Annotated in this window: 13 protein-coding genes; 4 read left to right on the forward strand and 9 right to left on the reverse strand. The window is 63.6% G+C overall.

All coding sequences use genetic code 11. The features are described from left to right. Nucleotides 1-6: 6 nt before the first annotated feature. Entirely contained in the window at nucleotides 7-105 is a 99-nt protein-coding gene (locus tag RY1_RS16695) for a potassium-transporting ATPase subunit F (RefSeq protein WP_139279894.1), read from the reverse strand. A gap of 459 nt (nucleotides 106-564) precedes the next feature. Between RY1_RS16695 and RY1_RS16705 the strand changes: the two genes are divergently transcribed. After that, the gene (locus tag RY1_RS16705; RefSeq protein ID WP_084727480.1) at nucleotides 565-1260 is read left to right on the forward strand and encodes a DUF998 domain-containing protein; all 696 of its coding nucleotides are present in this window, start codon (nucleotides 565-567) and stop codon (nucleotides 1258-1260) included. Here the strand turns inward: RY1_RS16705 and RY1_RS16710 are convergent. Beyond that, nucleotides 1212-2420: a glycosyltransferase gene (locus RY1_RS16710; protein WP_245819705.1), complete on the reverse strand. Its 1209-nt coding sequence runs from the start codon at nucleotides 2418-2420 to the stop codon at nucleotides 1212-1214. The two genes, RY1_RS16705 and RY1_RS16710, sit on opposite strands and share 49 nt — an antisense overlap. Before the next feature lie 29 nt (nucleotides 2421-2449). Between RY1_RS16710 and RY1_RS16715 the strand changes: the two genes are divergently transcribed. Next, on the forward strand, nucleotides 2450-3271 hold the full coding sequence (locus RY1_RS16715) for an SDR family oxidoreductase (RefSeq protein WP_072805002.1): 822 nt from the start codon (nucleotides 2450-2452) through the stop codon (nucleotides 3269-3271). A gap of 2 nt (nucleotides 3272-3273) precedes the next feature. Here RY1_RS16715 and RY1_RS16720 read toward each other — a convergent pair whose 3' ends face one another. From RY1_RS16720 to RY1_RS16735, 4 genes are all read right to left on the reverse strand, one after another. Further along, complete coding sequence (locus tag RY1_RS16720; RefSeq protein WP_072805220.1) at nucleotides 3274-3987, reverse strand: EAL domain-containing protein; 714 nt, start codon at nucleotides 3985-3987, stop codon at nucleotides 3274-3276. A gap of 11 nt (nucleotides 3988-3998) precedes the next feature. Next, nucleotides 3999-5294, reverse strand: coding sequence for a PucR family transcriptional regulator (locus RY1_RS16725; protein WP_245819706.1), 1296 nt, complete (start codon nucleotides 5292-5294; stop codon nucleotides 3999-4001). A gap of 127 nt (nucleotides 5295-5421) precedes the next feature. Next, the gene (locus tag RY1_RS16730; RefSeq protein ID WP_139279882.1) at nucleotides 5422-6594 is read right to left on the reverse strand and encodes a GGDEF domain-containing protein; all 1173 of its coding nucleotides are present in this window, start codon (nucleotides 6592-6594) and stop codon (nucleotides 5422-5424) included. A 208-nt stretch (nucleotides 6595-6802) separates the two neighbouring features. Continuing rightward, nucleotides 6803-8188 (reverse strand): DHA2 family efflux MFS transporter permease subunit, encoded by a 1386-nt coding sequence (locus RY1_RS16735; protein ID WP_084727482.1) that lies wholly within the window; start codon nucleotides 8186-8188, stop codon nucleotides 6803-6805. Between the two features lie 95 nt (nucleotides 8189-8283). Between RY1_RS16735 and RY1_RS16740 the strand changes: the two genes are divergently transcribed. Then, nucleotides 8284-8916 (forward strand): TetR/AcrR family transcriptional regulator, encoded by a 633-nt coding sequence (locus RY1_RS16740; RefSeq protein ID WP_072805007.1) that lies wholly within the window; start codon nucleotides 8284-8286, stop codon nucleotides 8914-8916. Between the two features lie 22 nt (nucleotides 8917-8938). Here the strand turns inward: RY1_RS16740 and RY1_RS16745 are convergent, their stop codons facing one another. Further along, entirely contained in the window at nucleotides 8939-10252 is a 1314-nt protein-coding gene (locus RY1_RS16745; RefSeq protein WP_072805009.1) for an NAD(P)/FAD-dependent oxidoreductase, read from the reverse strand. Nucleotides 10253-10383: 131 nt separating this feature from the next. Here RY1_RS16745 and RY1_RS16750 point away from each other — a divergent pair, with 131 nt between their 5' ends. Next, on the forward strand, nucleotides 10384-11271 hold the full coding sequence (locus tag RY1_RS16750; RefSeq protein ID WP_072805223.1) for a LysR family transcriptional regulator: 888 nt from the start codon (nucleotides 10384-10386) through the stop codon (nucleotides 11269-11271). 13 nt (nucleotides 11272-11284) lie between these two features. Here the strand turns inward: RY1_RS16750 and RY1_RS16755 are convergent, their stop codons facing one another. After that, the gene (locus RY1_RS16755) at nucleotides 11285-11824 is read right to left on the reverse strand and encodes a hypothetical protein (RefSeq protein ID WP_072805010.1); all 540 of its coding nucleotides are present in this window, start codon (nucleotides 11822-11824) and stop codon (nucleotides 11285-11287) included. 157 nt (nucleotides 11825-11981) lie between these two features. Continuing rightward, on the reverse strand, nucleotides 11982-13358 hold the full coding sequence (locus RY1_RS16760) for a malate:quinone oxidoreductase (protein ID WP_245819707.1): 1377 nt from the start codon (nucleotides 13356-13358) through the stop codon (nucleotides 11982-11984). Nucleotides 13359-13393 lie beyond the last annotated feature (35 nt).

Consider the following 13393-nt stretch of genomic DNA (forward strand, 5'->3'; position numbering starts at 1 on the left):
TGTGGCTCAGAACCTCTCGGGATCGAGCAATGCTACGAGAAGGTAGACGACAGCGGCGGCGGCAAGCACGAGCAGCGCGACGCTGACGATTCCTGGGAACGTGATCATGCGGCCGCTCCGAGTACCCGCACCACAAGGGCACAGAATCCGAATCCAACGGCTGCGACGACGAGAAAGGCTGTATCGGCCATTGCGTCAGTACTCTCTTCGAGCTCGGAAGTAACCACGTGATCGTCCCCGAACGGACGGGCGAACAGTGGGGACCGGTCGACGACCGGTTCGCTTTCCAGCATCGTCCCGGCCGATCGAGGTGGCGAGAATTCTTACGAGCTGCTTATGCGTTCACCAGCCATTGTTGACGAAATCCTTACGTCTCGACCCGATCGTGATGCCGAATTCGCACCCGATCGAGAGAACGGGCATTTCGGGCACGCTCTCAGGTTGACACCGTATCGTTACCAAAATCGAACTCGCGACAGGGAGATCCATATCAGTCAAGAACACAGGGCCCACAACTTTCGCCACGCTGCTGCGGGGACAGCCTGGATACTCTCGTTCGCCTACTTGCTGGCCGAGGTGTTCACGGCCGCTGCGTGGAGGACGCCGTACAGCTTCGCGCAGGATTCGATCAGCTCACTCGGTGTCACCACGTGCGATCTCGAGTCCTGTTCACCGATGCACGACGTCATGAACTCGTCGTTCGTCGTTCTCGGTGCATTGACGCTGGTCGGGGCCCTGTTCCTGCATCGCCACATCAGAAGCGGGCGCGAGAAGAAGTGGATCCTGTCGCTCGCCGTCGTCATTGCCGTGAGCACGGCGGCGACCGGGCTGTTTCCTGCCAACGACGGCACCTTCGTGCACTGGACCGCGGTGCTGCCCGGATTCATCGCGCGACACGTGGTGCTCGTTCTGATCGCATGGCACCTGTGGCACGAAAAACGTCTGGTCGCGGTGTGGTCGGCGCTGTGCGCGGCAGTCGGCGTGGTCGGCGCGGTGTTGCTGATGGCGCAGACTCTGCACTTCGGCCTCGGTGAGCGCCTCGCGCTGTACCCGATGCCCACCTGGATGGCCGTCACCGGCACAGCCGTCCTACTGGCACTCGCCAGGCGGACCGTACTGCGACGGTTCGACTTCTCGTTCGCACCCGACCCGCGGCGCTGGATCCGCAGGGCGGCCCGCGAGACCGTTCCCGGCACACCCACGATGCTCGGTCAGCGCAGCGAGTCCAGCGCCTCGGCGACCGTCGGCGACGCCGCGTAGCGATCGGCGACCCTTCGTGCCGCAATGCGGTAACTGTCGTCGTTCAACACCTTCCTCACCGCAGCTTCGAGTCGCGGCACATCGGCCTCGGTCAACCCCCTGAGCTCGACGCTTTCCCCGGACGCTAGGTCTTCCCCGGACGCTAGGTCTTCCCCGGGCGCTAGGTCTTCCCCGGATACAGACCTTCCCGCTGGCGCAACGGTAATTCCTGCGCCGAGCTGTTCCACCATCGCCGCATTGGTCGGCTGATCGGCGAGCATCGGTACGACGACGGTGGGAATTCCCGCGGCAAGCGCGGCGAGTGTTGTTCCCGACCCTCCGTGGCACACCACCACACTCGCGCGGCTCAGCACGTCGGACATCTCGACCCATTCGACGACCCGAACGTTCGCCGGTGCTCGAAGAAGAGGACGACCCCGGCCGACACTGGCGATCACCTGCACATCGAGCCCGCCGAGTGCTTCCAGCGCAGCGTCCCAGGTCCGTGCGGTGTGCTCGAACGTGGCGTTGACCGTACCGAACGTCAACCACACCAACGGGGGAGACTCGGCGAGGTCGGCGCGGGATCGGGCACCGAATCCGTAGCGCCTCGTGTCGGTGAATCCCGTCGGCTCGTCCATCGGAAATCGGGTGAGGTACGGCGCAGCCGAGGTGAGTGCAGCGAATCCCGGCTCCAGCGATTCGAGCACCTCGGATGCCATGTGCAGACCCGAGATGTCGGCCAGGCCCGGCGAGATGCCGACCGTCGCGATCGGGACCGCTTGCCGATGCGCCACGATCGCGGAGGCGTAGTCGCACGGTTCCCGCAGAATCAGATCGGGACGACACCGCGTGGCCGTCTGTTCCATGACCGGTAGCGCGGCGGCGGTGAACAGACGCCCGAACAGTTCGACTTCCGCGGCATGCACCCGAACCGCTCGATCCGCGGATGCCATCGCGCGACGCACCTGTTCCACGGCGGCCGGATCGGGCGAATGGGTCGTCTGGTAGCGCGATCCTGTGAATCGAGCCGTCTCCTCCAGCGCAGGTGGGACGACCATGATCACGTCGTCGCCGCGGTCTCGCGCAGCCGAGACGAATGGAAGGAGCGGTCCGAGATGGCCCTCGCCACCGCATGCAGCCACCAGTATTCGCACGACGCTCAACTTATCGGCAGACACGAACACACGCCTGTCGTACACTGTACGGTATGACGATTCTCGTGACCGGGGCCACCGGAAACATCGGACGGATGCTCGTCGACCATCTCATTGCGGCGGGCGCGCCGAGCATCAGAGCCTTGACCACCGATCCCGAGCGCGCCGAGCTTCCCGACGGTGTCGAGGTGGCGACGGGCTACATCGGCAGACCCGACACGCTGCCCGACGCGTTCGACGGCGTCGAGAGTGTGTATCTGGCGCCACTGGAGAAGACCGTCCACGACGTGCTCGGCATCGCCGCGGCCGCCGGAGTGCGCCTCGTCGTCGACCTCGCCGGGCCGCCGGAGAACTGGTGGTATCCCATTTCCGAGGCCGTCGAAGCCTCCGGCATCGATTGGACGCATCTCTGGCCAGGGGAGTTCATGGAGAACACCACGACATGGTCCGAGCAGATTCGCGAAACCGATTCCGTCCGTGAACCTTTCCCGAACTCGGCCAACGCTCCGATCGCGATGGACGACATCGCCGCCGTCGCGGCCGTATGCCTGACCCAGCCCGGTCACACGAGGAGTGCGTACACCCTCACCGGGCCCGAAACACTCTCGCGGACAGATCTTCTCCAGCACATCGGTGATGCCCTCGGAAGAACACTCTCGTTCCGTACCGTCTCACGCGAGGAGGCGCTCACCATCCTGGAACCCGTCATGGGCAGCTTCGCGCACACCTATCTGGACGGTCTGCGGTCCTACGCCGAACACCCACAGCAGGCCTTGACGACGGTGGCCGACCTCACCGGCCACGTCACCGACTACGCCCGGTGGGCGCGAGATCACGTGGACGAGTTCCGTACGCCTGCTCCGAACCGGGATTGACCTCACGACAACCCGAGAGACGAACTGTCCACGGCTGCACCGAAGAACCACCCCTGCCCGAGGGTGGCGCCGAGCTCGACAGCGCGCAGTCGGTCGCGCTCGGATTCGATACCTTCGGCGAGCACCGTGGCCCCGGTTGCGGCGACGAATGCACGGACGGCGCGCAGCGTGCGCCTCGACCGCAGCGACCTCGGCCGACGCAGTATCCGTGCATCGAGCTTGACGATGTCGGGCTCGACGACACTCAGTGCGCTCAACGTACTCGGATTTGCCCCGACATCGTCGAGCGCGATGGCGAACCCACGCCTACGCGCCGCTCCGACCATCGACCGCAGGCCGTCGTGTACCGAATCCAAGCCACGCTCGGTGATCTCGAGAACCACGTTCAGATCACCACCGAGTGCGTCGAGATGCTCTTCGGTGCGAGCCAGGTCACCGATCCCCGACGGCTCGTAGTTCAGGAACAACGTCAGATCCCGCGAGAATTGCGAGGATCGCGCCTCTTTCACAGCGGCGCTGCGACAGGCGAAGTCGATGTCGGCGACAACCCCTCGCGTTCGGGCCAAGGCGAACACCTCGGCGGGATCGACTCCGACGACGGTAGGCCACCGCGCGAGAGCCTCGACCCCGATGACCCGTCCCGACAGCAGCGAGACAACGGGCTGGAAGGACGGGATCATCTGCTCGATCGCCACGAGCGCGGCACGTGCGGACATCGAAGTCACGCTCACTGTTTCGTGACTGTCGGCTGCGCACGACCATCCAACACTGTCGGCTGCGCACGACCATCCAGGGAGTCTGCGATCAGTGCGGCGTGAAGCGACCGCAGACCGGACGACTTCATCGGATCTATGCCGGTGATCTGCTCGATTCGCTTGAGCCGATAGTCCACGGTGTTGGGGTGCACGACCAGCTCTTTGGCAGCTTTCTTCCTGTTGGCCTCGGTGTAGACGAATGCCTTCAACGTGGGCAGTAGATCAGGAGCCATGCGCAGTGGATCGAGCAGCTTCTGCAGGTGTCGCCGGCCGACGCCCGGTCGCGCGATCTGAAATTCCAGGGCCAGATCGGCGATTCGGTGGACGCCAGGGCGGTAGCCGAGTCGCTGCACGAGCCGCATCAGTTCATAGGCGTTCTCGGCTGCATCCGGAAGTCGTTCCGGCACAGCGGCTGCCGCTGCCGCGTAGATCGACACACCGCCTGCGACACTCATGTTCTCGATGAGTCGATCGACGACGACCGAGTCGGCGTCGGGCACGAGAATCGTTCCGCCCGAACGACTCAGTATGGCAAGAGCAGGTGACGGGGCGAAGAAGCTCGCGACCGCACCGTGTATGCGCCTGAGTTTCTTTCCGGCCGCGAGGTCGCGTTCGGAGGGTGAGCCGGTCTCGTCGGGGTGCGGTGGGAAATGTACTGCGACCACCTCGTACGTCGACGCCAGCTCCACACCGATCCTCTCGGCGATGCGATACGCATTCGCGTCACCGGCCAGGAGCGCAGTTGTCATCGAATGAGCCTGGTCGTGGTGGTGCGTCGCCACGCTGCGGTACTCGTCGAGGTAGGCGGTCGAGACAGCAGCGGATACGACGTCGAGGAGTCCGAACATCAGCACGGCACCGTCGACGAGCGCCGAATTCTCACCGTCGACGGCGGTACCGGCCACCAATCGCAGTCCTGCAGAGAATCCTTCGTGCAGTGCGTGCTGAATCGGTGCCAGCGGGATTCCGGCGCGCGCCCACTTCGCCGCGGCCCGGCGTAGGCCGCCGAGGTCCACCGAAGACGGTTGGGTTCCGCTGTCGAGGACGTCTGCAGCGAGTTCGACGCACAATGCGGCAATCTCGGCGACCTCACCGCGACCGGATTCTTCGGTCCACTCACGACGGTCGGTGCGAGACAGGATGTGGTCGACGACGGTGGCCGTCGCGTCCGGTGTGCGGCGAAGGCTGTGCGACGCCGGGCGCCCGCCCAACGAGAGAGTCTCCGCGATGACGGTGCCTGCGACTCCTGTGCTCATGGTTGTTGCCACGCGTGGCCACCTTCCGGGTCGACTACTGAAGCTCGTGCACGCCACCATAGACCAGAAATCCAACTCCTATGATGTTTTGATGGTCATAAACAAACTCCGAGTTTGTTTACTGTGAAACCGCACCTTCTCACATCGAATGAACGGACAACCTGTTGCCGCCGCACGTCTTCGATCGATACATCATGGCGTCGGACATGCGCAGCATCCGGGCGATGATGGTGTTACCCGCGTGCCATAGAACAGACGTCGACTCGAGCACCGCGACCCCCACGCTCGCGGTCACCGGCACGGCGTCGCGCGGGTCGTTCACCAGAGCGACCACGGCGGACAATGTTCGTTCGATGTCGTGGCGACTGCCACTGACGACCACGACGAACTCCTCGCCACCGGTACGTGCGACGACACCGCGGTCGCCGACCCCCGTCTCCAACCTGCGCGAGATGTTGACCAGCACCTCGTCGCCCGCGTCGTGGCCGTACACATCGTTGACCGCCTTGAACTTGTCCACGTCCACCATGGCCACCGCGATCGAGACCTGCCTGTCGATCGACTCGCGCCACAGATCGCGTACCGCCGAGTCGAGTCCACGCCGATTGAGGAGCCCGGTGAGCGGATCCCGAGACGAACTACGTGCATCGCCTGCGATCGCAGTCCATGCGATGTGCGCGAATATCGGGACACCGGCGATCGAGGTGAGAATGACGGTGAGAGCGGCCAGCGTCGTGGCGGGGTGCTCTCCGGACGTGGACCATCCGCGGTACGCCGAGTAGATGGCGAACGAACACGTGAACAGCAGGTGCGCCACCACCCACCGGGGGCTGAGAAAGAACGTGCAGTACGCGCCGATGATGACGAACAGTGCGCTGCCGATGATCGCGCCGGTCGCGTCGTAGCAGGCCAGCACCGATGCCAGTCCGACGTCGCCGAACACCCCGAATGCGATGAAACCCGCCTTGTTCGGCACCGGGCAGACCATCAGCGTCACCGCGACACCGACCTGGACGAACAGCACGAACACCACCCACAGCCGTGCCTCGACCGTGTGCGGCCCGCGCGGACTGAACAGCATGATGGCCGACGTCATCGCGAAGATGATCGTGGCAAGGCTGAACACGCTTCGGATGACCGGATGCAGGTGGCGAACCGATCGATGTCGCACGATCCACTGATAATCGTGAGGTTGATGCAACCAGTCGGAGAACGCGGCAGCCACCTGCGACGGCCCGCCGCGCCGATGCCGACCGGACCGCCTAGTGTCGAACGTGCCCCGTTCGGCTCTCTTCGTTTCGAGTGTCGTCACGAGTAGTACCTCCAAGCGTCATCTCGAGAAGTTCTGTCGGATGTCCAAGGCGGAACACACCTCGGTCACGCCGTGATCACGCTAGGGCACCAAACCGTCCTCGAGAATGTTTTGAGCACCACTGGATGACCTCGACGCCGAATATGAGGACACTTCAAGACCACAGTTCTGTAGACGTGTGACGATTACCCATTGACTTCGGACAAATTCACAGGCGTGCGGGCCGTCCCGGGAGCCGACTACCGACCACTGCAGCGACGGCAGCAGTCACCGAGATCACCGCGAACACGGTGCCGAACACTTCGGGACCTCCGCGATCGAGCAGCAGGCCCATCACCGTCACGCCCACCGATGCGAAGAGTTGAACCACGATGAACAGCGCCGTCGTGCCCTGCGGCGCATCCTCTGCAGGTAACGCTCGGTACACACTCGCGAAGCTGGGCGCGGCGACAGAACCGAAACCGAGACCGATCACCACGTAGAGAGCGAGAAGCGCAGGGAGCGGTAGGAAGTCGTAGACGAACGCAACGACGCCGAGCCCGAGTGCGGTGACCACCGCACCGGTCACCACCAACGGCCGCGGACCGAGCTTGTCGCTGAGTCTGCCCGCGTTTGCCATCGAGAACAGAAGCCCGACTCCCAATGCCGACGTGATGGCTCCGCGGGCGACACCGTGCAAGCCGAACTGCTCCGCAGCCAACACCGGTAAGACGCTGAGCTGCGAGAACATGAGGAACCCGACCGCACACATCGTCAGCAGAGCCGCTGCGAAAGCCGGGGTACGAAGCAGGCGTAGGTCGAGCACCGGCGTCACGGGCGTCCGAAGAGCATGCGCTGTGTACGCCAGCAGCAGCGCCAGCCCGACCACGGCAAGACCGACCACGACGACCGTGCCTGCGCCCGCGCCCCACCGGTTGATCGCGAGCAGCACGAAGACGAAACCGGGGGACAGCAGGACCATCCCGCGCAGATCCGGCCTCGGCGGCACACCTGGACCGCGGCCCGACGGGATCCACCGGAAGGCAGCGGCGATGATGAGCAGCCCGAGCGGAAGATTGATCAGGAAGATCCACCGCCACAATCCGTTGTCCGCCAGCATCGTTCCGAACAACGGGCCGACGACCGGCGCGATATTGATGATCAACGAGAACCGTCCCATGACGTGGCCGACATGCTCACGAGGGGCGAGTGCCGCCGCCACTGCAATGGCGGCCGGTTCGACGAGTCCTCCGCCGAATCCCTGCAGGACGCGGAACACGATGAGCGTCGGAACCGACCACGCCAGACCGGTGAGTACCGATCCAGCGACGAAGCCCGCCAACCCGGTCAGGAACACCGCGCGCCCGCCGAATCTCTCGATCGCCCATCCGACCAGCGGGAGAACGGATCCGGCCGCGAGAAGATAACCCGTCGTCACCCAGACGACGACGGGAAGAGTTGTGTCGAACGAGCCGGTCAGCGTGCCGAGTGAGGCCGTCACCGCCGTGCCGTCCAGTACCGCGACGAACGCCGCGGCACCGAGTACCGATACGAGAACCCTGGTGCGGCGATCGAGGCCGCCCTTCATCGCCGCGGAAGCTTCGTTTACTGTCATGGCAGCAGAATTTACTACACGGTTTAGTTTTGTCCAGTACTACCGCATTCAAACACAGACACACGCGCGGAAGGCGACGACAGTATGATGCGAGGATGACCACCCCCGGGATCGTCCGCCGCCGCAGCATCGACAAGCGCCGAAGCATTCTCGACGCCGCTGCGCCGGTGTTCGGCGACGCTGGGTACGAGCGAGCGAGCATCGAGACCATCGCTGCCGCGGCCGGGGTGTCGAAGCCGACGATCTACAGCTATTTCGGTGGCAAGGAAGAGCTGTTCCGCGAGTCCGTCGCCGACTCCGCCCGAGCCCTCAACGCGGATTCGCTCGCAGCTGTGCAGTCGATGGATGTGCGAACGAAGAATTGGCGGGCGAGTTTGATCCGAACTGCCTTCGAACTGACGGCGTGTCAACGTAGCGAGTGTGCGAGCGCTCTGTCCAGGCTCGTCAACGCCGAGATCCGCAGGGACCCCGGCTTGTTCGACGCAGTGCGCACAGCCGGATACGACCCCGTCGTCGACGCGTTGGCCGGCAGGTTGGCGATGCTCGGAAACAGCGGCGTGCTGGCGGTCGAAGATCCGATTCTGGCAGCCCGGCAGTTGATGGCGTTGGCGATGGCCGAACTTCCGAATCTGACATCGCTGGGAACACATCCGGTATCGGACGCCGCGGTCAGGAAAGCCGTGACGCTCGGCGTGGAGACCTTCATCAGGGCCTACACGCCGAGCTAGCCTGCAGTCGAGTGTCCGACGATCACGCCGCGGCGCGTTCGTCCTCGGTGTCGACCTGCTCGTCCCGCTGGTCCCACTTGTCGGTGTACTGGAAGTGCGGGCGGCGATCTCCGATGTACGAACTCATCCACGAGACGACCGCGACGTACCGGTTCCTGAACCCGACCATGTACATCAGGTGGACCGCCAGCCACATGACCCAGGCGATCGGCCCGGACATGTCCACCTTGCCGAACAGCCGAACGACGGCGCTGAAGCGTCCGACGATCGACATGCTGCCCTTGTCTCGGTAGCGGAACGGCGTGCCCTCCTTCACCTTTCCGGTGATGGTCTTCGCGACGTGGCGGCCCTGCTGCATTGCGACCGGCGATTGGCCGGGTAGCCCGTTCAACGATGTCACGTCGCCGATGGCGAAGATGTCCTTCGCTGTGCCCACCGTGAGGTCTTCGTGCACGAGTAGCCTTCCGGCACGGTCGGTCTCGCATCCGGTTCGTTCGGCGACCGTCGCGGCGAGGTCGCTCGCCTGCACTCCCGCCGACCAGATGACCGTCTTGGCGGCAATCGTCCGCGAATCCTTGGTCTCGACATCCTGCACGGTCACGACGTCGTCGGAAATGTCGGTGACGAGAGCACCGGTGACGACGTCGACGCCCGAGGACTCGAGCTTGGCTCGGGCGTACTTGCTCAGCTTTCCGCCGAAGGCAGGAAGGACGTCCTTCACACCGTCGACGAGGGTGACACGGACGTCCTCGGGGGCGATGTCGGGGAACGAGCCCGCGAAGTAGCGGTGTGCCAGGTCACGGATCTGACCTGCCAGTTCGACGCCGGTGGCCCCGGCACCGACGACCACGAAGCTCAGAAGATCCTTCTTGACGTCCGGGTCGGTCGTCAGGTGGGCACGCTCGTAGCAGCTGAGGATCTGCTCGCGCAGTGCAATGGCGTCGTCGACGGTTTTGAGCGCGAACGTTCGGTCCTTGAACTCGTCGCGCCCGAAGTAGGCCTGAGTAGCTCCGGTCGCGACGATGAGTCGGCCGTAGCCGATGGTGTGCGTCGTACCTGCCGATGCGTAGGTGACCTGGTGGCGTTCGGGATCGACGTCGACGACCCGGCCGAGCCGGACATCCGCCGAGTCGTACTCGGCGAGGATTCGCCTGATCGGCGGCGCGATCTCGCCGGTCGAGAGCATCCCTGTCGCAGCCTGGTAGAGCAGAGGCTGGAAGAGATGCTCGGTGGTGCTGGAGATCAGAGAGAACGGGACGCCCGCCTTGCCCAGAGTCTTGGCAGCAGCCAAAGCTCCGAATCCCGATCCGACGATGACGACCTCGTACGTGTCCACTGTTGACCCCTTTCCACGGTTCGCATCGATTGCGTGCGAACTCTCCCTACCCATGGAACCCGTGCAACCGATGGTTATCAACGCGAAAGTTGGAATAGCATTGATGAGTAGAACTCATGAATGGAGACCAGGTGGAGCTTCGTCAGTTGAAATACTTCCTCGCCGTGGGCGAGGAACTGAACTTCTCTCGCGCCGCCGAGCGCTGCTACGTCTCCCAATCTGCAATCAGTCTCCAGATAGCCAAGTTGGAACGCGAGATGGGTGAGGCGCTCTTCGAGCGCTCGTCACGCTCGGTTCGATTGACCGTTGTAGGAGCACAATTGGTGTCGATCGCCCGGCACATGCTCGAGCTCGAGCAAGCTGCACTTGCCTTGACGGCCCGCCGACAGAACCAGTTGCGACTGACCGGCAACATGACGTTCGCTGCGAACGCACTCGCTGCCATCGTTCGCGTCCGTGAACATCACCCACAAGCAGAGATCGACTTCGTTCTCAAACGATTCGCCGAACAAATCGAAGCCGTGACGTCGGGTGACTGTCAGGTCGCGTTGATCAGAGGGAGCGTCGAGCGCTCGGGGCTGCACGTCACCGAACTCTGGACCGAGGATCTCGTGCTTGCGCTCGCCGAGGGTCACCCCCTCGCCGGAATGGAGCATCCGAGCCTGGAAGAGCTCGCTGCCTATCCGCTGCTGCTGCCCAAACGAAGCGAACAGATACTCCTGCATCGAGTCGTCGAAAGGGCAATGAAACGCAGCGGGCTACGACTGACGTTCGGCCCTCCCGTCGCCGTCGACCACACTGCGAGTGCCGAGCTGCTCAACCATCCGGACTGCTGGTCGATTCTGTATGCCAGCACAGCCGAGAGCACACCGACCACCGGACTCGTCTTTCGAACCGAGGCGCAGCACCGGCTGCAGCTACCCGTGTCCGCTGTCGTGGATGCCTCCATCCCGGAGACCGCGATTCAGCGTGATCTGATTGCGGCGCTGGCAGATACGGCGCCCGAACGCAGCGCCTGAGCCGTTCGGCGGCTCACAGCACGCCGGACTCGCGCATCTTCTGGACCACCTGCGGTCCGGCACTCACCTCGACGGCGCGAGCCTGAGTTCTCGCGGGAGCGTATGCGACGCCGAAGTCGGCTCGCGTCGAATCGATGGGTGCCAGAACAACATCGACGTGATAGAGCGTGTTCTCCACCATCAAGTTGCCGACTCTGTACTTGTAGTCGTCCACACCGATCCGAACTTCGCCCTGCGCCGACACCTCCGACCAGTCCGGCTCGATCAAACCGACACACGAGTACACGAGCCTGAACATCGAATTGTCATCGGCCGCTTCCACTGTCGATACCCGACCACTTCCCGACGCCCCGTCCTCGTTCGGTTGCCAGATCCGCGCCCAACTCGGAGCGTCGTCTCTCGCAACCTCGAGCGCGACGCCGCCGGCATCGATGCACGGCGGGGCATCCCCGCGCCCTTGCGAGAGGGCATCACAGGCAACAAGCGGCAGTGCAGCACCCGACGCCAACACGATCGTCGCGACGACCCTCGCACCTCTCGCGCCAGCAACCACCCTTGCATCCCGTCGTCGAAGCGCGGCGTCGTGAAGACCGCCATCGACTCAAACCATACCTTTCGGACCGTTTGATCAGCGGCAAGTGCGCACCCCGGCAATCTCGCGTCGAGCGGGTCCCGGGGCCGACGCACATTCAGTACTGCACCGGTGCTAGTTATTCGTCGCCGAACATCGCTGCCGTCTCTGCTGCCGGAAAGCACTTCGCCAGTAGCTCGATCATGATTGCCGGAGCTACGGACGCACCGGGCGACGCGCCGAGCAGTCCAGCGATGGTCCCGCTTTCGTTGACGACCAGCTCGGTCCCGAACATCAGCTCGCCGATCTTCCGCGGATGCGGTTTGACCAATTGCGCTCGCTGGCCTGCTTGAACCGAGTACCACTGCGCTGGGTCCACTTCGGGGTAGTACCGTCGCAACTGCCTGAACTTGACGCGCCTCGACGAGACCAACTGGCCGAGCAGATAGCGAATCAGTGTTGCATTCTGCATACAGGCCGCGATCAGGACAGGGAGGTTTCTCATCCGTATCGTCTTGAACAGGTCACTGAGTCTGCCGTTCCTCGACAGCTTGGTGCTGAATGTCGCGTAGGGGCCGAACATCAATGACGACCGATCCTCGACCACACGAGTGTCGAGGTGGGGAAGTGACATCGGCGGAGCGCCGAGCTCGGGTTTCCCGTACACCTTTGCCTGGTGTCTCTCGACGATCGTCGGCTCGTCCGTGCGGAGAAATTCGGCTCCGAAAGGAAGCACTCCGTATCCGCGCACTTCTGGAATACGCGACTTCTGAAGGAGACCGAGCGCATCCCCTCCAGCTCCGACGAAGACGAACGTGCTCCGAACTCGAAAGGGGCGATTCGACACCCGGTCTCGACCGATCACCGTCCATGTGCCGTCCCGCCCTTCGGAAAGCTGGGACACCTCGTGCGACGTCCGAATCTCCGCCCCGTTACGCACCATCGAGTCGGCGAGAGCACAGGTGAGCGCGCCGAAGTCGATATCGGTGCCGCCCGCGACGAAAGTCGCAGCAACCGGCTCGTCGCCAGATCTTCCGTCCATCACCAGAGGCGCCCATGCACGTATGACCTCCGGATCCTCGCTGTATTTCATGGACGCGAATTCGGGAGACAATTGCATGGTGGCGAATCGTCGTCGAAGATAGTCCACATCTGCATGGCCGAAGACAATGTCCATGTGCGGCAGGACGGTACGGAACACGGGTGACAACTCTCGGAGTCGAATCAGCCAGTTCCAGAACTGAAGCGAGGATTCGAACTGTCTCGCAATCGTTTCCGCCTTCGACGCGTCCACCGGATCCGGCATGTAATTCAGTTCGCAATACCCGGAATGGCCGGTCCCCGCGTTGTTCCACGACCCGGAACTCTCACCCGCCAGAACTGGCAGACGTTCCAACAACACAACTCGCAGATCGGGCAGCAGCTGCGCGAGCATCGCACCGAGGGTGGCCGACATGATGCCACCACCCACCAGGACCACATCCACGTCATCGGGTCGCACTCGCGTATCAGTCACACGCTCATCGTGACGCTCCCATATTGATCCGTCCA

This window comes from Rhodococcus yunnanensis NBRC 103083 (genome assembly GCF_001895005.1).
Classification (GTDB): Bacteria; Actinomycetota; Actinomycetes; order Mycobacteriales; family Mycobacteriaceae; genus Rhodococcoides; species Rhodococcoides yunnanense.

Bases quoted from the DNA above. Each gene is read 5' to 3' on its own strand.
- RY1_RS16715 (WP_072805002.1), top strand. From the start codon at position 2,450: ATGACGATTCTCGTGACCGGGGCCACCGGAAACATCGGACGGATGCTC.
- RY1_RS16720 (WP_072805220.1), bottom strand. From the start codon at position 3,987: ATGTCCGCACGTGCCGCGCTCGTGGCGATCGAGCAGATGATCCCGTCC.
- RY1_RS16735 (WP_084727482.1), bottom strand. From the start codon at position 8,188: ATGACAGTAAACGAAGCTTCCGCGGCGATGAAGGGCGGCCTCGATCGC.
- RY1_RS16740 (WP_072805007.1), top strand. From the start codon at position 8,284: ATGACCACCCCCGGGATCGTCCGCCGCCGCAGCATCGACAAGCGCCGA.